15 protein-coding genes are annotated in these 20956 nt (G+C 71.4%); 7 read left to right on the top strand and 8 right to left on the bottom strand.

All coding sequences use genetic code 11. The annotated features are described in order from the left end of the window. Window positions 1-5: 5 nt before the first annotated feature. Window positions 6-1328, bottom strand: a complete 1323-nt coding sequence (locus V5E28_RS19750; RefSeq protein ID WP_336208412.1) for an ABC transporter substrate-binding protein — start codon at window positions 1326-1328, stop codon at window positions 6-8. A 7-nt stretch (window positions 1329-1335) separates the two neighbouring features. Next, window positions 1336-2604, bottom strand: coding sequence for an ABC transporter substrate-binding protein (locus V5E28_RS19745; RefSeq protein ID WP_336208411.1), 1269 nt, complete (start codon window positions 2602-2604; stop codon window positions 1336-1338). A 106-nt stretch (window positions 2605-2710) separates the two neighbouring features. On the opposite strand from V5E28_RS19745, the gene V5E28_RS19740 reads away from it, so the two are divergent. From V5E28_RS19740 to V5E28_RS19730, 3 genes are read left to right on the top strand one after another with little or no spacing between them, the layout of a single operon-like run. Beyond that, window positions 2711-3217 (top strand): PadR family transcriptional regulator, encoded by a 507-nt coding sequence (locus V5E28_RS19740; protein WP_336208410.1) that lies wholly within the window; start codon window positions 2711-2713, stop codon window positions 3215-3217. After that, window positions 3214-3945, top strand: coding sequence for an ABC transporter ATP-binding protein (locus tag V5E28_RS19735; RefSeq protein ID WP_336208409.1), 732 nt, complete (start codon window positions 3214-3216; stop codon window positions 3943-3945). The genes V5E28_RS19740 and V5E28_RS19735 overlap by 4 nt, the downstream gene beginning before the upstream one ends. Next, on the top strand, window positions 3942-6215 hold the full coding sequence (locus tag V5E28_RS19730) for an ABC transporter permease (protein ID WP_336208408.1): 2274 nt from the start codon (window positions 3942-3944) through the stop codon (window positions 6213-6215). Before V5E28_RS19735 ends, V5E28_RS19730 begins: the two co-directional genes overlap by 4 nt. On the opposite strand, the gene treS is transcribed toward V5E28_RS19730, so the two are convergent. Together treS and V5E28_RS19720 are read right to left on the bottom strand one after the other, a co-directional pair. Next, the gene (gene treS, locus V5E28_RS19725; protein ID WP_336208407.1) at window positions 6202-7911 is read right to left on the bottom strand and encodes a maltose alpha-D-glucosyltransferase; all 1710 of its coding nucleotides are present in this window, start codon (window positions 7909-7911) and stop codon (window positions 6202-6204) included. The genes V5E28_RS19730 and treS overlap by 14 nt on opposite strands. Before the next feature lie 272 nt (window positions 7912-8183). After that, window positions 8184-9833 carry an asparagine synthetase B family protein gene (locus V5E28_RS19720; RefSeq protein ID WP_336208406.1) on the bottom strand — a complete coding sequence of 550 codons (1650 nt, stop codon included), beginning with the start codon at window positions 9831-9833 and terminating at the stop codon, window positions 8184-8186. 70 nt (window positions 9834-9903) lie between these two features. On the opposite strand from V5E28_RS19720, the gene V5E28_RS19715 reads away from it, so the two are divergent. From V5E28_RS19715 to V5E28_RS19700, 4 genes are all read left to right on the top strand, one after another. Continuing rightward, a complete protein-coding gene (locus V5E28_RS19715; protein ID WP_336208405.1) occupies window positions 9904-11748 on the top strand; it encodes a hypothetical protein in 1845 nt (614 codons plus the stop codon). Window positions 11749-11758: 10 nt separating this feature from the next. Next, a complete protein-coding gene (locus V5E28_RS19710; RefSeq protein ID WP_336208404.1) occupies window positions 11759-12379 on the top strand; it encodes an anticodon-binding protein in 621 nt (206 codons plus the stop codon). Between the two features lie 124 nt (window positions 12380-12503). Beyond that, window positions 12504-13886 (top strand): diaminopimelate decarboxylase, encoded by a 1383-nt coding sequence (gene lysA / locus V5E28_RS19705; RefSeq protein WP_336208403.1) that lies wholly within the window; start codon window positions 12504-12506, stop codon window positions 13884-13886. A 14-nt stretch (window positions 13887-13900) separates the two neighbouring features. Further along, entirely contained in the window at window positions 13901-15175 is a 1275-nt protein-coding gene (locus V5E28_RS19700; protein WP_336208471.1) for a homoserine dehydrogenase, read from the top strand. Between the two features lie 53 nt (window positions 15176-15228). Here the strand turns inward: V5E28_RS19700 and V5E28_RS19695 are convergent, their stop codons facing one another. The 4 genes from V5E28_RS19695 to V5E28_RS19680 are packed head-to-tail and all read right to left on the bottom strand — an operon-like array spanning window position 15229 to window position 20787. Next, window positions 15229-16926, bottom strand: coding sequence for a glycosyltransferase (locus V5E28_RS19695; RefSeq protein WP_336208402.1), 1698 nt, complete (start codon window positions 16924-16926; stop codon window positions 15229-15231). Then, a complete protein-coding gene (locus V5E28_RS19690; protein WP_336208401.1) occupies window positions 16923-18866 on the bottom strand; it encodes a glycosyltransferase in 1944 nt (647 codons plus the stop codon). Before V5E28_RS19690 ends, V5E28_RS19695 begins: the two co-directional genes overlap by 4 nt. Continuing rightward, window positions 18863-20359 carry a glycosyltransferase gene (locus tag V5E28_RS19685; protein ID WP_336208400.1) on the bottom strand — a complete coding sequence of 499 codons (1497 nt, stop codon included), beginning with the start codon at window positions 20357-20359 and terminating at the stop codon, window positions 18863-18865. Before V5E28_RS19685 ends, V5E28_RS19690 begins: the two co-directional genes overlap by 4 nt. Continuing rightward, complete coding sequence (locus V5E28_RS19680; RefSeq protein WP_336208399.1) at window positions 20356-20787, bottom strand: hypothetical protein; 432 nt, start codon at window positions 20785-20787, stop codon at window positions 20356-20358. Before V5E28_RS19680 ends, V5E28_RS19685 begins: the two co-directional genes overlap by 4 nt. Between the last annotated feature and the right edge of the window lie 169 nt (window positions 20788-20956).

Genomic DNA, 20956 nt, shown 5'->3' with positions numbered 1-20956 from the left:
CCTCTTTACTTCCAGGCCTTCTTGGCCTCGGCTTCGAGCGCCTCCTGGGCGCCCTTGATGTCGGTCGGCTCGCGCAGGAAGTCCTGCAGAACCTTCCACTCGCCCTTGCCGTCCGTGCCGCCGAACGCGCTCGGGGCCAGGTCGGACATGTCATAACGGACCGCGTCGCCGGCAGAGATGATCGTCTGGCCGAGCGCCTTGGTCAGCGGGTCCGGGTAGTTGTCGGGGGAGACGTTCTTGTTGGGGGACAGGTAGCCGGGGAGCTTGGCCCAGATCTCGCCGCCCTCCTTGGAGGCCAGGAACTGCAGCAGCGCCATGGCGCCGGGGGAGTCCTTCATGGCCACCGCGACGTCACCGCCGAGCACGACCGGAGCGGTCTCGCCGACCTTCGGGAACGGGAAGTACTTGGCCTCTTCGCCGACCTTGGCGCCCGCCTGCACGGCGGTGACGGCCACGAAGTCGGCCTCGATGACCATGGCGGCCTTGTCCTGGCCGTAGACCTTGGTCACGCAGGTCGGGAAGTCGGTCTGCAGCGCGCCCGAGGTGCCGTCGGCGACGAGTTCCTTCTTGCCCACGATCTGCTGGATCTTCTCCAGGGCGGTGGCCACGCTGGCGTCCGTCCACGGGATCTCGTGCTTGGAGAGCTGGTCGTACTTCTCCGGGCCCGCGCTCGAGAGGTAGACGTTCTCGAACAGGTCGGTCAGCGTCCAGCCCGAGGCGCCGCAGAAGGAGAAGGGCGGGGTGCCGGAGTCGGCGATGGTCTGGCCGGCCTTGACGAGCTCGTCCCAGTTGGTCGGCGGCTGCACCCCGGCCTCTTCGAACGCCTGCGAGCGGTACCACACCAGCGACTTGTGGGCCGCCTTGATGAGCACGCCGTAGGGCTGGCCGTCGGCGGAGCCGAGCTCCTTCCAGTAGGGCGTGTAGTTGGCGTCGATCTCCTTGGTGACGTCGCCGGTGAGCGGCTTGAGCGCCTTCTGGTCGGCGTACTGCTGCACCAGGCCGGGCTGCGGCAGGATCGCCACGTCAGGCGGGCTGCCGCCCTGGATGCGCGGGCCGAGGTAGGCGCCGGTGTCCTCGCCGGTGGAGGCGTAGGTGACCTTGGCGCCGGTCTTGTCGGAGAAGGCCTTGAGCACCTGCTCGAAGTTCTTCTGCTCCTCACCGGTCCACTTGGCGGCCACCTCGAGCGTGACGCCCTCAAGTGACTTCGTGCCCGCCTCCGTGGGCGACGCAGAAGCCGTCGGCTGCGTGGTCGTCGGCGCGTTGCCACCACAGGCGGTGACGGCTACAGCCAGTCCCGCCAGGATCGCTGCTGCTCTGCCTTTTCGCATGGCTGCCTCACTGGGTTTTGATGATCTCTTCGAGTTCGGCTTTCAACGAGGCCGCCACGTCGTCGGCGGACTCGGAAGCCTGGGGTTTGAGCGCCTTGGCGACCGTGCTGGCGATCACCAGGCTGAGCTGGTTGTAGTTGGCGCCCGCCGCACGCGGCTTGGCGGCCAGGATGCTCTCCTTGAGTACGGGCAAGTACGGAAAGCGTTCGATCAGCTCGGGATCGTCGTACAGCTCCGTCCACACCGGCGGGAACGACCCTTCGGTGAGGACGCGGCGCTCGTTGTCCAGGCTCGTGAAGTAGCGGATGAACTCCTGTGCGGTGTGCTGGTGCTTGGAGAAGGCGCTGATGGCCAGATTGCTGCCGCCCAGCGCGCTGGAGCCGGGCCCGTCGAGCCCGGGCAGTCTGGTCACCGCCACCTTGTCTCCGAGCCTGTGCCTGGCCGGGCCGTAGGCGTGCGGCCAGTTGCGGGCGAAGGCGAGCCGGCCGTCCTGGAAGGCCAGACGGGACTCCTCCTCCTTGTAATCCAGGGCTTCTTCGGGGATCCACTCCTCGCGCAGGCCCTGCTTGAGGAAGTCCAGCGCGATCGCCGCCTTGGCGGGGTCGAGGGTCACCTTGGTGCCATCAGGGCTGAGGATCTGCCCGCCCGCCGACTGCACGGCCTCGGAGAAGTTGACGGTCAGCCCCTCGTACGCGAGGAACTGCCCGGCGTAACCCTCGATGTCATGCTTTTTCGTGATCTTTGTTGCTTGTTGGCGAAGTTCCGCCCAGGTGCGCGGCGGTTTCTTCACCAGGTCGGTGCGGTAGTAAAGCAGTCCCGCGTTGCTCGTGTACGGAACCGCCCAGAGCTTGTTCTGGTAGATCGCGGTGTCCACGACAGGAGGCAGGAACTTGTCGAGCGGGAACAACCCGCGCTCCAAGGGGATGATCCAGCCGTTGTCGGCGAACTCCGAGGTCCAGACGACGTCCAGTCCGAGCACGTCGTAGCGGTCACTGCGAGCCTGGAGATTGGCCACCATCTGAGCGCGTTGCTCGTCGGCGGCCTCGGGGAGTTCGAGCAGCGTCACCTTCTCGGCCGGGTGGGCCTGGTTCCAGCGATCCAGCAAGGGTTGCAGGTATGCCGTGGTGTCGCGCCCGGTGGCGAAGGTGATCGGTCCGGTGCCGCTGGCTCCGGTGTCGCCGCCGCCCTCTTCGCTCGCCGTCGAGCAGCCGGCCGCCAGGAGGGCGGCCAGTGCGAGCGTCAGCGAGCGATTCACTCGTTTGATCTCCGGTTTCACGGGGGTTACATACATGTTAGGTAGATGCATTCATGTTAGGCACCGAGTAATCTGATGGTCAACGGATGTACACGTAACGCATCCGTAACACACGGGGAGGTGAGGTGTGCGGCTTCACCTGCTGGCGCTTCTGGCGAAGGAGCCTGCCCACGGTTACGAGCTGAAACAGGCGCTGGAGCAGACCTTCGGCGGCGCCTATCCCTCGCCCAACATCGGCCAGATCTATGTGACGCTGGGCAGGCTCGAGAAGGACGGCCTCGTGCGCGCCGTGGACGTGGAGCAGTCCAACCGGCCGAACAAAAAGGTCTATTACCTCACCGCCAAGGGCCGCGACGTGCTCACTCTATGGGTGGACGAGCCCACCGAGGGCCCCCGCGTCCGCGACGAGTTCTTCATGAAGCTGGTCCTGGCCCCGCTCACCGGCATCGCCGACCGGATGGCATTGATCAACCGCCAGCGCCGCCACTACCTTTCGATCATGGGCGACCTCAACGCTCTCCTCGACCGCACCGAGCCGGACGACCGCGTGGCGACACTGCTGATCGAAGGTGCCATGCTGCACCTGCAAGCCGATCTCGACTGGCTCGAACGGTGTCAGGAGGACCTGGCATGACCAATGCCGTGCTGAAAACGGTCAACCTCGTGAAGGTCTACTCCGGCGGCGCGGTCCCCGTGCACGCCGTACGGGGAGTGGACCTGGTGGTGGAGCCGGGCGAGTTCATCGCCGTCATGGGCCCGTCCGGGTCCGGCAAGTCCACGCTCGTGCACATGCTGGGCGGGCTGGACGCTCGCACCAGCGGCGAGATCTGGGTCGACGGCGCGCGCGCCGACACGCTCTCGGAGAGCGCGTGGGCGCTGCTCCGCAGGAAGAAGATCGGGTTCGTCTTCCAGTTCTTCAACCTGGTCGCCAACATGACCGTGGCCGACAACGTCGAGCTGCCCGCCCTGCTCGCCGGGGCCTCGCCCCGGATCGCCCGCGAGCGCAGGGAGCACCTGCTCGGCGCGCTCAACCTCACCGACCGCGCCGACGCCTCGCCCGCCCAGCTCTCGGGCGGCGAGCAGCAGCGGGTCGCGCTGGCCAGGGCGCTCGCCAACAAGCCCAGCGTGCTGCTGGCCGACGAGCCCACCGGCAACCTCGACAGCCGCAACACCCGCGACGTGCTCCGCCTGCTCGGCCAGGTGCACAAGGAGGGCCAGACGATCATCATGGTCACCCACGACGCGCGGGTGGCCGGCCTGGCCGACCGCGTGGTCTGCCTGCTGGACGGCGAGATCGTGGACGACGGCCGGATCACCCGCCGCCGCACCGGCACCGCAGGAGCGGTGATCGACCTCCGATGAGCACAGCACGCGCGGGCGGCCGGTGGATCCAGGCCGACCTGCGAGCAAGGAAGGGCCAGGCGGCGCTGACCGTGCTCGCCGTGGCCGGCATCGTGGCCGCCCTGATCACCGCCGTCACCCTGCTCGAAGACGGCACGAACCCGTGGCGCAGCCTGTTCGCCCAGACCGAGGGCGCGCACGTGTGGTTCTACACCAGGGACAACACCGCGCAGGTGGCGGGCACCGGCGACCTCGACGGGGTCACCCGGGTGGCGGGCCCGTACCGGTCGGCGCCCGTCACGGTCGTGCAGGACGGCAAGAAGGAGCCCGCGGCGCTGCGCGCGATGCCCGCCTCGCCGCCGCAGGTGGCGCACCCGGTGGTGGCCGAGGGCAGCTGGCTGGACACCGCGCAGGCCGACGGTGTGGTGGTCGAGCGCTCCTTCGCCCGCGCGCTCCGGCTGCGGCTCGGCGAGCCGCTGGCGATCACCGCACTCAGCGGCAAGCGCCACACCCTGTACGTGCGCGGCATCGCCGACTCGGCCGAGCAGGGCTTCTACCCGGAGTGGACGCCCGGCCTGGCCTGGGTGCTGCCCCAGACACTCGACCGGATCGAGCCGATGCTGGGCCGCAGCGAGTGGGTGACCGGGCTGCGGCTGGCCGACCCCGACGCCACCCAGGTGGTCTCCCAGCGAGTCGTCGTCATGCTGGACGACCAGCTCCAGCGCCTCTATACCTGGCGCGAGATCCGGGCCGCGATGGAGCTGGACAACCGGCTGCTCGGCACGCTGCTGGCGCTGTTCGGCATGGTCGGCCTGGTGGCCGCCGCGCTCGCGCTGGCCAACGCTGCGGGCGGCCGGGTGCTCGGCCAGCTCCGCGACCTGGCCACGCTCAAGTCCATGGGCTTCACCGGAGGACAGGTCGCCCTGCTGCTGCTGGTGGAGCACGGCGCTCTCGGCCTGCTCGGTGTCGCGCTCGGCACGCTGGCCGGCTGGGGGGTGACGGTGGCGGTGCTGGGCGCGACGTCCATCGCGCCGATGCCGGTGCTCTCCATCGTCGCGGGCACCGCGCTGCTGGTGCTCGCCGCCGTCGGGCTGCCCGCCTGGCGCGGCGGGCGCACGCCCCCCATCCCGGCCGCCCCCGCGCTGCCGCCGCGCGGCCACCTGTCCCGCCTGGCCAGGCTCGCCCTGCTGGTACGGCTGCCGCCCGCGCTCGTCCTGGGCACGAGAGACGCCTTCACCCGGCGAGTGCCCGCGTTCCTGACCGCGTTCGGGCTCGCCGTGCCGATGATGATGATCACCATCGGGCTGGGCGTGTGGGCCACGCTGGACAACTTCGCCGACCATCCCGAGCAGGTCGGCCAGCACGCCAGTCTGCACGTCGGGCCGGGCAAGCTCGACCCGGCCGAGGCCGAGCGGCTGGTCAGGGCCGACCAGGACGTGCAGGCCGTCTATCCCGGAGCCGACGTGAACGCCCTGGCGCCCGGAGAGGGCCGCTCGGTGCGGGTTCGGGCCATCGGTGGCTCGGCCGACCCCTATCCCTTCCCGGTCGTCGAGGGGCGCAAGTACGGCGAGCCGGGCGAGGCGGTCGCCGGTCAGGGGCTGCTCGACCTGCTTGGCGTCAAGATCGGCGACCGGGTGCGGCTCACCGTGGGCGGTTCGCCGCTGATCGTGCGGATCGTGGGCCGGGCCGTGGAGCCGGACCAGGACGGCGAGGTGCTGTCCGTCGGCCTGGACAGCCTTGCGCCCAAGGACTCCGTGCCGCCCGAGTTCTACGCGCTGGCGCTGCGGCCCGGCGCGGACCGGGGCGAGGTGGCCGCCAGGCTGCTCGCGCAGTCGGAGGAGGGGCTGGATGTTCAGGCGGTGGTCAACCCGGCCGACCGGCTGGCGATCATCCGGGTGGTGATCGTGGCGATGATCGCCGTGCTCGCCCTGATCGGGCTGGCCAACCTGCTCACCGCCAGCGCGCTCGGCCTGCGCGACCACGCCCTCGACCTGGCCGTGCTCAAGGCGATGGGGCTCACGCCGCGCCAGGTGATGGCCACGCTCGTGACGGGCACCGGCCTGCTCGTGGTGCTGGGTGTCGCGGTGGGCGCGGTGGCCGGGGTCTCGGTCGTGACCGGGCTGATCGACCTGCAGGGCCACACCAGTGGGGTGGGCGCCGGGATCGGCCGCCCACCCTCGGCCATGACGCTGGCCATCGCCGTGCTGGTCGCCGTGGGCACGGCCCTCGCCGTCGCGCTCATTCCCGCGCGCCGCGCGGCCCGTGCCCAGGTGCCCGTCACGTCACGTTGACGCCGCCCTCACGCTTGAGCGCGAACCAGTAGAAGCCGTGGCCCGGCAGCGTGAGCAGGTAGGGGAGCTGGCCGATCGGTGGGAAGTGCACCCCGCCACGCGCCTCGATCGGCGTCATGCCCTCGAACCTGCGCAGGTCGAGCTCCACCGGCTGGGGGAACTTCGACAGGTTGTTGACGCACAGCATCACGTCGTCGCCGTCCTCGCGCACGTAGGTGAGCACGCTCGGGTTGGAGGACCACATCTCGGTGTAGGCGCCGACACCGAAGACCGGATGGTTGCGGCGGATCTGCAGCATCCGGCGGGTGAAGTGGAGCAGCGAGCCCTCGCTCCTCTGCTGCGACTCCACGTTGACCGCCTGGAACCCGTAGATCGGGTCCATCACCGCGGGCAGGTAGAGGCGCCCGGGGTCGGCCGTCGAGAAGCCGGCGTTGCGGTCCGGGCTCCACTGCATCGGCGTGCGGACCGAGTCGCGGTCCTCCAGCCAGATGTTGTCGCCCATGCCGATCTCGTCGCCGTAGTACATGACCGGCGAACCCGGCAGACTCAGCAGCAGGGCCGTGAACAGCTCGATGCGGTCCCTGTCGTTGTCGAGCAGCGGCGCCAGGCGACGCCGGATGCCGAGGTAGGCGCGCATGCGCGGATCCTTGGCGTACTCGCTGTGCATGTAGTCGCGCTCTTCCTCCGTAACCGTCTCGAGCGTGAGCTCGTCGTGGTTGCGCAGGAAGATGCCCCACTGGGCGGTGTCAGGAAGCTTCGGAGTGCGCGACATGATCTCGGAGATCGGTTCGCGCGTCTCCTTCTTGACCGCCATGTAGATGCGCGGCATCAGCGGGAAGTGGAAGGCCATGTGGCACTCGTCGCCGCCGGTGGTGGGGTCGCCGAAGTATTCGACGACGTCCTCCGGCCAGCCGTTGGCCTCGGCCAGCAGCACCCGGTCAGGGTAGAGGCGGTCCACCTCGGCGCGGACCTTCTTCAGGTACGCGTGCGTCTCCGGCAGGCCCGAGCACGCGGTGCCCTCCCGCTCGAACAGGTAGGGGACCGCGTCCAGCCGGAAGCCGTCGATGCCGAGGTCGAGCCAGAAGCGCAGGACCTCCAGCATGGCCTCCTGCACCGCCGGGTTGTCGTAGTTGAGGTCCGGCTGGTGGTGGAAGAAGCGGTGCCAGTAGTACTGCTTGCGGACCGGGTCGTAGGTCCAGTTGGACTCCTCGGCGCCGATGAAGATGATCGGCGCGTCGGAGTAGGCGCTCGGATCGTCCGCCCAGACGTAGAAGTCGCCGTACGGCCCCTCGGGGTCGTGCCGGGAAGCCTGGAACCAGGGATGACGGTCGCTGGTGTGGTTCATCACCAGGTCCGTGATGATCCGCAGGCCGCGCTCGTGCGCTGCCTCGATCAACTGGACGAAGTCCCCCAGGTCTCCGAAGTCCGGGAGGATCTTCATATAGTCGGAAATGTCGTAGCCGCCATCACGCAGCGGCGACTCGTAGAGCGGCAGCAGCCACAGGCAGTCGACGCCCAGCCATTCGAGATAGCCGAGCTTGTCGACGAGACCGCGGAGATCTCCGGTGCCGTCTCCGTTGGAGTCCTTGAACCCCCGGACGAGAACCTCGTAGAACACCGCCCGCTTGTACCAGGAGGGGTCCTCCGAGATGAAGGTCTCGGCGACCGGATCCGGTATTGGGGATGGGTTGATCATATGTCGCTCACAGAAGGAGATGTGGGCAGGACGAAGTCACCGGTTTCCCCGGCGTTGTTATCTGGTGACCGCGCCGCTTTGGGGTCGTCATCCCTGCGAACCCATGCCCTTAACAGGACCGGATTTGTGATCCGGTGCCCGCTTGTGCGGCGCTTACGGGCCGAACACTACCAGCCCGTTGGCTTTCCGGAACCCGCTTGTGCTGTGCGAGCTGTAATACCCCGGAGATCGCTGTGTAACCGTGATGTTACCGACTGTTCTCCGCCCAGTAACTAGAAGGGGGCAGACAGGTCATCGAGGTCGGTTTCGTAGTCGCTGAGCCAGAGACCGAAAAGGACGAGCCCTCGTACCCAGAACCGGTCGTTCCAGCCGTTGAAACGGGTCAGCGCGTCGGGCCCGCCCGCGATCACCTCGTGCAGCTCGTCCGACAGCAGCGCGGGCACCCGCGCGGCCACCACGTCGAGCATCCGGTGCGAGTAGGCGCGCGCGGGAGCGGCCGTGGAACGCAGCGGGACCCGCTGGAGCGGCTGCTTGACCACGTTCGTGGACGGCAGCGCGGCCACCCGGGGATCGGCCGCGTGCAGCACCTCGCGGTAGAAGCGGCCCTTGTCCTTGCGGGTCACCCCGACCGAGAGCGCGGCGTCGAAGAAGTCCGGGTGGATGAACGGCGCGGCGAACGACGCCTCCGGCCCGACCAGGTTCACCGCCGAGCGCGCGATGCCCCGCACGGTGCGGGTGTGCAGCACCGACAGCGGCAGCTCCGCCCGGTGCCCGTGGAGCATCGAGGTGGCGGCCGTGAACTGCTCCTGCACCGTCTCCGCCATCCACTGCGCGGCGGCCTTGGACAGGAACGGCTGCGACGGCGCGCCGAGACTCAGCGAACCCAGCACCGCGGCCGACCGCTCGGCCTGTGTGGTCGCCTCCAGCGCGGCGCCGCTGACCATGAAGTTCTTCAGCAGCGGCCCGCCCGCCAGGCCGTCGATCAGGATCCGGCCCGCCTGGTGCACCTCCTTGGCGAACGGTGCGTACCAGGCGTGGTGCGGCGTCAGGTATTCGAGCCTGCGCGCCACCTCCTGGGCGTCGCCCGGATAGTCGGCGGGGTCCTGCGTGATCACCCGGTGCGGGATGCCGAGCTCGCGGGTGATCGCGCGGGCGAAGGCGATGTCGGTGTCGGTGCCGTCGTCGGGGCTCGTCGTCCACGACTCCACGTCGAAGCCGCGCGCCTTGGCCACGCTGCCGAGCAGTCGCGAGTCGTAGCCGCCGCTGATCGGCACGAGCAGCTTGCGCCCGTCGTAGTCCTTGTAGACCTCGTGCAGGAGCTCCACGATCTCGCCGGCGCCGGTCCAGGCCTCGTAGGGCTCACGCCGCAGCCAGCGCGGCAGCCTGCGCTCGGTCGAAATCCTGCCTTGGTCCCACACCAGTGCCCCGGACCCGGGCAGCCGCCTGATCCCGCGGTAAGGGGTGGCCTCGCCCAGCGGGAAGGTCACCTGGAGGATCGAGGCCCACGCCGACCAGTCGATCGCGACCGGGACCAGCGAGATCAGCGGCTGGATCAGGGAGGAGAAGTAGACCGCCTCGCCCAGCCGCACGTAGTAGACGTCGACCAGCCCGAGCGCGCCGGCGTGCAGCGTGACCCGCGAGCCGTCGCCGATCAGGCCGGGGGTCTCGTAGGTCTCCGCGACCGACATCCACTCCTCGACCCGCTCGCCCCTGTCCGCGGCGGGCCTGCGCTCGCCCCAGGAGAACGCGAACGCCGAACCGGCCCGCTGGTAGGGCGGCAGCGGCGAGGAGCTGAACAGCGCGGCCCCGTCCGTCTGGAGAGCGGGCCTGACCCGCGGCCCCGCGGCGGACAGCTTGCCCAGCAGGGCGGTGTCGATCCGGCCCAGGGCGCCGCAGACGTAGGGCCGCACGTTGAACTGCACCGGATGTCATCCCTTCGAGCCGCTTCCCGCAAAAGAGTATCCTTTGCCGGGCTGAGAGACGGAGGTCCAGTTGTCTACCGAGCTGGAAAGCACGCGCAGGGCGTTGCGGGACGCGGTCGCGCAGGCAGAGCACGCGGCCGAACTGGCCCGGCTGCTGGACGTCGCCCAGAGCCGGCTGGCCGAGGCCGAGCGGCAGGCCGACGAGGCCAGGGCGCTCGCCGAAAGGCTGAGCGAGGCCGAGGAGCGGTTCGAGGACGAGCGCGCCGCGGTGGAGAAGCTCCGCAGGGAGCTCGCCGAGCAGCGCTACCAGGCCGAGGTGGCCAACTGGAAGCTCTCCTCGATCAAGGTGGCCCGCTGGAACCGCCTCGGCGACGCCATCAAGAGCGGCAAGAGCAACCCGGTGCGCCTGGCCAAGGAGCTCAAGGGCGCCACCAAGCCGGTCAAGCGCCCCACCGCGCCCAAGCGCAAGCCGGTCGCCGGCGGCAAGGCCAGGGACGAGCGCCCCGGCGCCGCCTTCCAGGCCACCACCTCGACCAGGACGCTCGGCGGCGCCTCCTTCAAGCTCAAGCCGTTCCGCGTCCCGACGGGGCCCAACACCCGCCCGCACATCACGGCGGCGGTGATCGCCGAGCCGCACGTCGAGGCGCTGCTGCGCTACGAGTGGCGGCAGACCACCGGGTTCACGCCGCGTGACTTCGCCCGGGTGCTGCCGCAGGAGGTGCCGCACCTGCTCGTGGTCGAGTCCGTCACGCGCGGGCCGTGGGCGGAGGAGCTGCGCGGCGAGCCGGGAGAGGGGCTCAGGGCGCTGCTGGCCTGGTGCGCCGAGCGGGGCATCCGCACCGTGTTCTGGCACACGCAGGGCGACGTCTCCGCCTACGCCGCCTCGGCCGAGCTGTTCGAGCACCGCTTCACCACCGATCTGACGGTCGGCTGGCCTCGTCTGCAGTTCGGCGTCCAGCCACGCGTGCACAACCCCCTGCCGCTGGCGGGTGGTCGCATCGACCGGGTGCTCACCCTCGACCAGCTCCTGCCCGGTCACCTGAGCTACCCCGACGTGCTCACCTCCTACCGCTGGCCCGCCGCGGTCGACTGCCCGTCCGGCACCCCGCAGTGGCGGCTGACCGAGATCGCCGCCTGCGGCACCCCCATCGGCGACGACCCCGACACCCGCAGGGCGCACGTGGCCCTGCGCCGCGCCTACAGCGGCGGCACGATGACCGACCGCGTCGACACCCTCCTGGAGGCGGTGGGCCTGCCCAGCGCCCGCGCCACGCTGGACGTCTCCGTCCTGCTCGCCATCCCGGACGCCTCCCGGATGGAGCACGCGCTGGCCCAGGCCGCCCGGCAGAGCGGGGTGGTCCAGCTCATCGTCATCGGCCCGCCCGAGGCCGAGCAGCGCGCCCGCGACACCCTGCCGGACGCCGACGTCGTCTACCGCCGCCTGCACCCCGACATGACGGTCGGCGCCATGCTCGGCCGCGGGCTCGACCTCTGCGAGGCCGACCTGGTCGCGGTCATGGACCCCCGTGACGTCTACGGCGGCAACTACCTGGCCGACCTGCGCCGGGCCTTCCTCTTCAGCACCGCCGACATCGTCGGCAAGGCCGCCTTCTACGCCCACCTGCGCAAGCCGCAGGCCACGCTGCTCAAGCAGCCCGACGCCGAATACTCCTACCTGCCGGAGATCTCCGGCGCCACGCTGCTCGCCCGCCGCAACACCCTGCGCGAGACGGGCTTCGCCGACCTGACCGAAGGCTGGGACGAGGTGCTCATGCGCCAGTGCCGCCAGGACGGGATCAAGGTCTTCTCCGCCGACCGGTTCGGTTACGTGCGCGTACGCGACGAGGACCGCTGGATGCTCGGCGCCGCCCATTTGGTCGAGTACGGCTCCGCGGAGCCGCACGCGCTCATCTGAGGCCCGCACGGTGACACCTGGGCGGCTGGCCGGAGTGCTCGGCGAGCCGCCGGCGCCGGAGGGCACGTGGGAGCGCGAGGCCGCCTACGTGTCCGCGGCCGCGCTGCGGCGCCGGGTCCCGCCCGCCGAGCTGGCCGAGCGGGTGCGCTCGCTGCCCGGGGTCGCCGGCGTGTCGGTGCGGCCCAACGGGTTCCTGCGGATCGTGGTGGCCGTGCCGGGAGCGCTGCTGGAGGAGGTGGCGCCGCTCGGCCTGCCGGATCCCGGCTGGCCCGACTTCCCCCGGACCTGGGACAACCCCGGTTTCGTGGTGCGCTACGGACACGCCCGCGCGGTGGCCGTGCGGCGCTGGGCACGGGACCTCGGCGTGCCCGGCGGTTTCCGGCCCGAGTTGCTCGACGATCCCCGCGATCGGGGGGTGCTGCGCGTGCTGGCCGAGCTGCCCGGCCGGCTGGCGAGCCGGGATCCGGGGTGGGAGGCGTACCTCGTGCGGCTGGCCCTGGCCTACCACGACGCCCACGAGCACGCGCCCGCCGTGCCGGTCGGGGACGCGGAGCCCGGGGCGGTGCACGCGGCGCGGGTACGGCTGGCGCGGGCCGTACAGGATGTGCTGGTCGGGCCGGATCGGCTGTGACGGCTAGCAAAATATCCGGCATAAAGGCGAAAAAGCGTAAAAAATCCGCTTCGGTACGGTGATCGCGTCTCGATACGTGGTCAGCCGGTCCAGGGCGAACTGCGGTTCCGATAGCCTCGTTCGGGTGAGTCGATTCGCCCATCCTGCCGGGGACCGTCACGCCGAGACGCCGCCCCACGAGCGCCCGCCGCTGGCGCCCGACGACCTCAACCGGATCAACCCCGCGATCTGGCCGCGAACGTCGGGCCGGACCGATGGCGCGCTCACGGTCGGTCACATGGACGTCCGCGACCTGGCCCGCGAGTACGGCACCCCGCTGTACGTGCTCGACGAGGACGACGTGCGCTCCCGCATGCGCGACTACGCCACCGCCTTCGCCGGCTCAGAGGTGCACTACGCCGGCAAGGCGTTCCTGTGCAAGGAGATCGTCCGCTGGCTTCAGGACGAGGGCCTCGGCCTCGACGTCGCCAGTGGCGGCGAGCTGGCCGTCGCGCTCAGCGTGGGCTTCCCAGCCGAGCGCATCACGCTCCACGGCAACAACAAGTCCGTCGCCGAGCTCACCAGGGCCCTGGAGGCCGGCGTCGGGCACATCGTGGTCGACTCCTACGAGGAGATCGCCCGGCTCGGCTTCCTCGCCGAGCAGCGCGGCCTGCGGCCCAAGGTCATGATCCGGGTGACGACCGGCGTCGAGGCGCACACCCACGAGTTCATCGCCACGGCGCACGACGACCAGAAGTTCGGCCTGTCGCTCAACACCGGCGCCGCCGCCGAGGCGGTGCGCCGCATCCTCGCGCTGCCGTCGCTGGAGCTCGTCGGCCTGCACTCGCACATCGGCTCCCAGATCGTCGACACCGCCGGGTTCGAGGTGGCCGCGCGCCGCCTGGCCACCCTGCTCGTGCAGATCAAGGAGGAGCACGACGTCGTGCTGCCCGAGCTCGACCTCGGCGGCGGCTACGGCATCGCCTACGTCGACGACGACGAGGCCCCCGGCGTCAAGGGCATCGCCGACGGCCTGCGCGAGATCGTGCACAAGGTCTGCACCGACGCCGGCCTGCCCGTGCCCCGGCTGACCGTGGAGCCCGGCCGCGCCATCGTCGGCCCCGGCGGCATCACCCTCTACGAGGTCGGCACCGTCAAGGACGTCGAGGGGCTGCGCACCTACGTCAGCATCGACGGCGGCATGAGCGACAACGTCCGCACAGCCCTCTACGGCGCCGAGTACACCGCCGTGCTCGCCAGTCGCGAGAGCACCGCCGAGCCGATGCTGAGCCGCGTCGTCGGCAAGCACTGCGAGAGCGGCGACATGATCGTCCGCGACTGCTACCTGCCCGCCGACCTGGCCCCCGGCGACCTGATCGCGATCGCCGCGACGGGCGCCTACTGCCGGTCACTGGCGAACAACTACAACTACCTGCCCAGGCCCGCCGTGGTCGCCGTCTCCGGCGGCAAGACCCGCGTGATCGTGCAGGGCGAGACCGAGGACGACTTGTTGAGAGGGCAACTGTGAGCGAACCGTTGAAGGTGGCCCTCTTGGGCTGTGGAGTGGTCGGCTCGCAGGTCATCCGCCTCCTCCACGAGCAGGGCGACGACCTGGCCGCCCGCATCGGCGCCCCGCTGGAGCTGGCCGGGGTGGCCGTCCGCCGTCTGGCCCGCAAGCGCGATGTCGAGGTCGACCCCGCCCTGCTCACCACGGATGCCGAGTCGCTGGTCACCCGTGACGACGTCGACATCGTCATCGAGGTCATCGGCGGCATCGAGCCCGCGCGATCCCTCATCACCGCCGCCCTGGCCAGGGGCAAGTCCGTCGTCACCGCCAACAAGGCGCTGCTGGCCGAGGACGGCGCCACCCTGCACGAGGCCGCCCGCACCGGTCGCGGCGACCTCTACTTCGAAGCCAGCGTCGCCGGCGCCATCCCGCTGCTGCGCCCGCTGCGCGAGTCCCTGGCCGGAGACCACGTCAAACGGGTCCTCGGCATCGTCAACGGCACCACGAACTACATCCTGGACAAGATGGACTCCACCGGCGCGTCGTTCACCGACGCCCTGGAAGAGGCCCAGACCCTCGGCTACGCCGAGGCGGACCCCACCGCCGACGTCGAGGGCTTCGACGCGGCCGCCAAGGCGGCGATCCTCGCCGGGCTCGCCTTCCACAGCCGGGTCACCGCGGCGGAGGTGCACCGCGAGGGCATCACCGACATCACCGCCACCGACGTCGCCTCCGCCAAGGCCATGGGGTACGTCATCAAGCTGCTGGCCATCTGCGCCCGCTCCGACGACGGCCGCTCGATCGGCGTCCGTGTCCACCCCGCCATGATCCCCAGGTCGCACCCGCTGGCCGGGGTCGGGGAGGCCTACAACGCGGTCTTCGTCGAGGCCGAGTCGGCCGGGCAGCTCATGTTCTACGGCAAGGGCGCGGGCGGCGCGCCCACCGCCTCGGCCGTCCTGGGCGACCTGGTGGCCGTGGCCCGCAACCGCCTGGCCGGCACCCGGGGTCCCGACGAGTCCACCTACGCCTCCCTGGGCGTGCACCCGATGGGGGAGACGGTCACCCGCTGCCACGTGGCGCTGGACGTGGCCGACAAGCCCGGCGTCCTGGCCAGGGTGGCGGAGCTGTTCGCCAAGCACGACGTCTCCATCCAGACGGTCAGGCAGGAGGGCCACGGCGACGACGCCCAGCTGGTCATCGTCACCCACCGTGCCACGGACGCCGCCCTGACGGCCACCATGGAGGGCCTGCGCGAGCTGGACATCGTCCGGGCGGTCGCGAGCGTCATGCGCGTCGAGGGCGACGAGTAGCGATCCGGGGCGGGAGAGCTCGCGGATGCGGTGAGTCTCCGCGAGCCCCCGGCTCAGGTGTCCGGGAAGGCGAGCCTGCGGACGCGGCGGACCGCGCGCTTGAGCACCGTCCGGTCCTGGTCCTTGGCCAGGCTGACGGCCTCGCGCCGCCACGCCTCCGCCTTCTCGCGCCATCGCGCCGCGTCCCGGCCGTTCTTGCCCGCCTCCCGGCGCAGCTGCGTCAGCTCGGCCCGCAGGGCGGCGGTGCGCTTGCGGTGCAGGGCGATCTCCTTGTCGTGCCGGACGGCGAGCCGGTCGAGCTCGGAGACGGGGCGGCGGCGCGGAGGATAGACCTCGGGCCGCCGCTTGAAGCCCCACGACTCGCCGTCCACCCATTCCAGCCCGAACACCTCGTGCAGCACGTCGTCCGGGTACTCGCCCGGACGGGCGACGAGCGCGGCCCGGGAAAGCGCCGCGGTGCGCTCCAGGCGGGCCACCGTCACGCCCTCCGGGGTCTCGTCGAGCGCCACGCACAGGGCGCCGCCGTCGTGCTCCTCCAGGTGGTCGACCAATCGCTGCACGGTGTCCTCGCCCGGCATCCAGCCCGCCGGCACGAGCAGCCGGAAAGGCGCGATTCCCCGGCCCGGCGGGGCGTCCGCGAGGTGGACGCGGGGGTCGTGCTCGAAGGTGGCGTGGACGAGGCGGAGGTCGAGGTCCGGGTCGCGCAGAGGTGAGCGGCGCCCGGTGCCGAGGGACTCCCACGGGCCTGGGACGGTGACCCTGACATCGGGCACCGAACCGCCCAGCAGGGCGTCGACCGTCGCCCGCACGTCCTCGAATGCCGCCGTCGGCACGAGCGCGTCCACGTACGGGACCAGCCACTGGCGGCCGGGTTCGGTGCGCAGGTAGCGGCGGTAGGGCACCCTGTCGGCGACGTAGGGGTCGTTGTAGCGCTTGAGCGCGGCGAAGTCGCGCATGGCCGTGGGCAGGCCGATGTGCCAGGCGCGGGATTCGGGGTCCGGGACGTAGACCGCCCCCGCCTGGGTCAGGCGGTAGCCGAGCTCGGTGTCCTCGGCCAGGACCAGGGAGGTGTCCATGCCGCCCACGGAGCGCAGGAGCGCCGCCGGGTAGGAGACCGTGGCGCCGACGTGGATGCGGGTGGCCAGGGAACTCGGGGCGGTGCGCAGGCCGTCGTGATCATGGATGATCTTCTCGGCCCAGTCGTGGCGGTGCGCGGAGAGCGGGAACAGCTTGTCCTCCGCCCCCGCCTCCAGGGCCGCGCGCACCGCCTGCGGGGTGGGCAGCGGGCCGGTGGCCGAGGTGAAGTCGATCCACCCCAGGGCCACCACGTACGGGGCCAGGTGGTGCCAGCGGAGCTGGGCTTCGACGTGGTGGCGGTGCGGGACCATGTCGGCGTCCAGGACGAAGATCACCTCGCCGGTGGCCTCGTCGACGCCCGCCTGCACGGCCCAGGCCCGGCCCCAGCCGCCCGGTGGGCTGGAGATCAGTCTGGTGCGGGCGGGGACGAGCGCGGGCAGGCGCAGCGGGGTGGCGCTGCCGTCGTCGACCACGATCACGTCGAGCAGGCCGCCCGGGTAGGTCTGGGCCGCCAGCGCCGCCAGCGTGAGGTCCAGGGTCTCCTGGCGGTCGTGGGCCGGGATGACGACCGTCACGGTGAGCGTGGGATCCCAGGCGCCGAGGTCGGGCGGGGTCAGGACGCCGTAGTCGTTGCGCCGGATGCGCGGCACGGGCATGTCGCGGCCGGTGGTCATGTGGTCAGGCTCCCGTCGAGCTCCATCAGGGCGTTCGGGCGGAATCCGCGCCACTGCCGCCTGTTGCGCTGCAGGAACGTGCCGATCGGCTCCTGCCAGGTGTGGTTGGCGGCGGGGCCGCGGCGCAGGATGTAGCCCAGTCCGTGGGTGCGGTAGATCTGGCCGCCCGCCGCCTGCAGCGCCTCCTGGAACTGCGTGTCCACCGAGCGGCGCAGCGGGCGGAAGCCGCCCACCGCCTGGAAGGCCGAGCGCTCGACCAGGATCGTGCCGCCGGCGACGAAGCTGGTGATCTGCTCGGTGATCTGCCTGCGGTGCACGGTGACGTCGATCGCGGCCAGGTAGACGAACTCCGGCACCGTCCCCACCACCTGCGCGCCCGAGTAGGAGTGCGCCAGCAGCAGGTCGGCGAGGAAGTCGGGGCCGTACCAGTCGTCGTCGTCCATCTTCAGCAGGAAGGAGCCGGACGCCCTGGCCGCCGCCTCGTTCAGCACCTCGCCGAAGACGGCCTGCCGGTCGGCCTCGAACACGGTCAGCGGGCCGTCGAAGGCCGCGATCGCGGCGGCCACGTCAGGGTGTCGCTGGGGGACGCCGTGCAGGGCGAGGACCACTTCTAGGCGGGCGTCGCGCTGGCGGGAGATCTGGTCGAGGGCGAATCCCACCATGTCGGTGCGGCGGGTCGCGAGCAGGACCGAGGTGAGCGGGGGAGCGGAGGCCGGGGCGCCGAGCTGCTCCCAGCGGGCGGCCACCCCGTGGGTGCGCAGCGCCGTGCGGCGCAACCGGATGCTGTGCTCCTCCCGCCGGAGCTCGTCGGAGAGGTCGGGGGAGGTCTGGATGAGCGAGATGAGCTCCTCGCCGAGCGCGCCCGCCCATCGCGGCGCCGCGCCGGTGACCAGCGGCACTCCGGCGGTCGCCAGCCCGGCGAGCACCCGGACGGCGGTGAGCGGCCCGCTGTGGGCGTGGTGCCAGTCGATCTCGACGCCGCGGATCTGCCGCAGCCTGGCCACGTCCGCGTCGGTCACGCCGCCGGACCCGGCGAACGTCGTCACCGTGCGCCCGTCGAGCAGCACCGCCCAGCGCCCGTCCCGTTCGGCCAGGCTCGCCATGCCGCGCGCGGGGGTGGTGACGAAGCCCTGGGGGTTCACCAGGCGCTCGTCCACCGGGGGGATCATGGACGGCTCCGCGAGCACGTCGGGGTCCGCCAGCGGCAGCTCGGTCCCGCCGGGCCGGCCCAGCCGCTCCCAGGTGGCGGCCTTCAGCGTGGGCCGCTCCACGGGCGTCTGGTCGCCGGCCCATCCCGTGTCGTCACCGGCCGCGCCGGCGCCACCGGTCTCGTGCGCATCCGCACCGTCGAGCGTGCGGAGTACCACGTCGCTGCCGGGCGCGCCGACGCGCTCCGGCACCGGTCCCGTCACCTCGGCCGGCGTGGCGTTGGGGTCGCCCGGCCGCCAGTCCGCGGCGCCGACGCCCGCGATCGCCGCCGCGGGCGCCGCGATCACGTCCAGCCGGTGCCCGGCGAAGGCGCGTGCCGTCGCGGTCACGGTCCGGCCGGCGGGCGTCGCGGTGGAGAACCGCGCGTCCACCACCCAGACCCGCTCCTTGCGCCTGCACACGCGCAGGTCGGTGAGCGAGCGCCACCGGTGCGCCGGCGTGGGCGTGGGCACCGGGGCGGGATGCGAGGCGGGCGTGTCGAGGACGGCCACGACCACCCGTCCCGCGTCAGGAAGCAGCTTGTGCAGCGTGGCGGCCCGGCGCAGGTCGGCGGGGGTGCCGACGAGCACCAGCACCTCTTCGACCTGCTGCTCGGCCGGCTCCAGCACGTCGCGGTCCAGGTCGACGCAGCGCGTCGCGTCCCGGCCGATGCCGCTGGAGATGTCCAGGTCGTCGATGCCCGCGAGATACACCCGGGCCTCGGGCAGCTCGTCCAGCAGGCGCCGGATCATCCGGCACTCCGCAGGTGCCTGATCAGCGAGTTGAGGGGGCCGTTGCCGCCCGCCGGGGGGACGGGCGCCGCGGACAGCCGATCGACCTCGGCGGTCAGCCGGGCGACCTCGGCGCGCGCGGCCGCCAGCTCGGTGGCGCGTTCGGCGGCGACTCCGCGCCACTTGGCCGCGTCTCCGGTCAGCGGCTCGGCCTCCTCGGCGGGGGCGAAGCCGTACTCCTGACCGCTCACCCAGATCGACCCGAACATCTCGTCCACCAGCTCGTCGGCCTGGCCGTGGAACAGGGCGGCTCGGGAGAACGCGGCCGTGCGCTCCAGCCTGGCCACCTCGATCCCGTCCGCGCCCTCCGACAGCACGGCGCTGACCAGGCCCAGCGTGTCCTGCTCGGCCAGCCGTACCAGCGTGGTGAGCGTGTCGGCGCCGAGCACCCAGCCGGTGGGGACGCTCACGGAGAAGGGGGCGGGCGCGACGGAGACCGGCGTGCTCTCGGCGAACTCCACGCGCTGCTCGTGCGCGTACAGGTTGTGCACCAGCCGCAGGTCCAGCAGCGGGTCGTCGAGGCTGGAGCGGCGCTCGCCGGTGAGCTTGCCCCACGGGCCGACGATGGTGACGGCGGCGTCGGTCAGGGTGCCCGCGAGCGCCGAGTCGACCGTGGCGCGCGTCTGCTCGTAGGTGGTGGCGGCCACGACCACCCGCACGTAGGGGACGAGCCAGTTGCGCCGTGGATGGTTGCGCAACCAGCGCAGATCCGGGATGAGGTCGCCGAGGAAGGACCAGTTGTGCCGGTGGACGTCCTTCTCCCGCAGCATGACCGTGGACGGGCCGACGTGCCGGGCCCGGGCGAGGGGGTCGGGGATGAACACGGCGCCCGCCTGCGCGAGCCGGTAGCCGAGCTCGGTGTCCTCGGCCATGTTCAGACGGGCGTCGACGCCGCCGGCGGCGCGCAGCAGGTCGGCTCTGACCGAGGTGGAGGCTCCGGTGTGCAGGAGGTACGCGTTCGAGGCGGCGTCCTTCAGCATCCTGGTCGACTCCAGCGTCTTGCGGGTGTAGGGGGTCTGCTCGCCCTCCTCGTCCAGCGACTCCACGAAACGGGTGTCGCCGATCACCGCGGCGTAGTCGATCAGGTGGTGCCAGCGCATGTGCGCTTCCAGGTGGTCCTCGGCCAGGACCATGTCGGCGTCGAGCCAGTGGACGACGTCGCCGGTGGCGGCGAGCAGCCCGGTCTGCCGGGCGGCGCCGCGGCCCCAGCCCCGCGTCACCCGCACCACCCGGGCGCCGGTCAGCTCGATCGGCGGCTCGCTGCCGTCGTCGGCGACGACCACCTCGACGAGCTCGGCGGGGTAGGTCTGATGGGCGAGCGAGGCCACCGTACGCTCCAGCGCCTGCTGGCAGTCGTAGGCGGGGATGACGACGGAGACGGTGAGCCGCGGATGCCAGGAGCCGGGCGCCGGCGGTCGCAGCACGCCGTAGTCGTTGTGCCTGATCCGGGTCATACGCGGTCCTTGACCAGCGCGCGGACCTCTTCGCGCAGCTCTTCCACCTCTCGGGCGCGGGTCATGGCGTTGACCCGGTCCTCGCCGAGCGAGGCCAGGATGGCGGCGAGGTCCTCGCCGCGGCGCGCGGCGGACTCCTCGACGGCGCGCGTCAGCCCGTCCAGCCGCGACTCGATGCCGCGCAGGGCGGTGGTGGTGCGGGCCAGCTCGGCCTCGTACTTCTTGACCCGCAGGTCGATCCGGTGCGCCTTGCCGTCGAGACGGCGCACGGTCAGCACCAGGAAGGCCAGCGCGGCCAGGCAGACCGCGAATCCCCCGATGGCCGCGGCCTCGCCCGGCGCGAGCAGGCCGGTGAGCATCAGCAGCACGAGCCCCGTGACGGCCAGTGCTCCGAGGACGGCAGTGGTCGCTGCCAGCCGACGAGGCATCCGCGCAATCCTTTCGTAGTCATGATTAATCGGGCGTCAGGGTATTAATGACACCTTAATGAACATGCACCTCTACCGTGCCATATGTAGCTGGATGCCAACTGTGAATGTGCCGGGTGATCTTCTCCGGTTGTCATGCCGAAGTGCACCACGCGTCTACGCATGAGTA

This window comes from Nonomuraea sp. LPB2021202275-12-8, from assembly GCF_037044575.1.
GTDB lineage: Bacteria > Actinomycetota > Actinomycetes > Streptosporangiales > Streptosporangiaceae > Nonomuraea.
The sequence above is the reverse complement of the archived record's forward strand: the minus strand, read 5'-3'. Positions and strand labels throughout refer to the sequence as shown.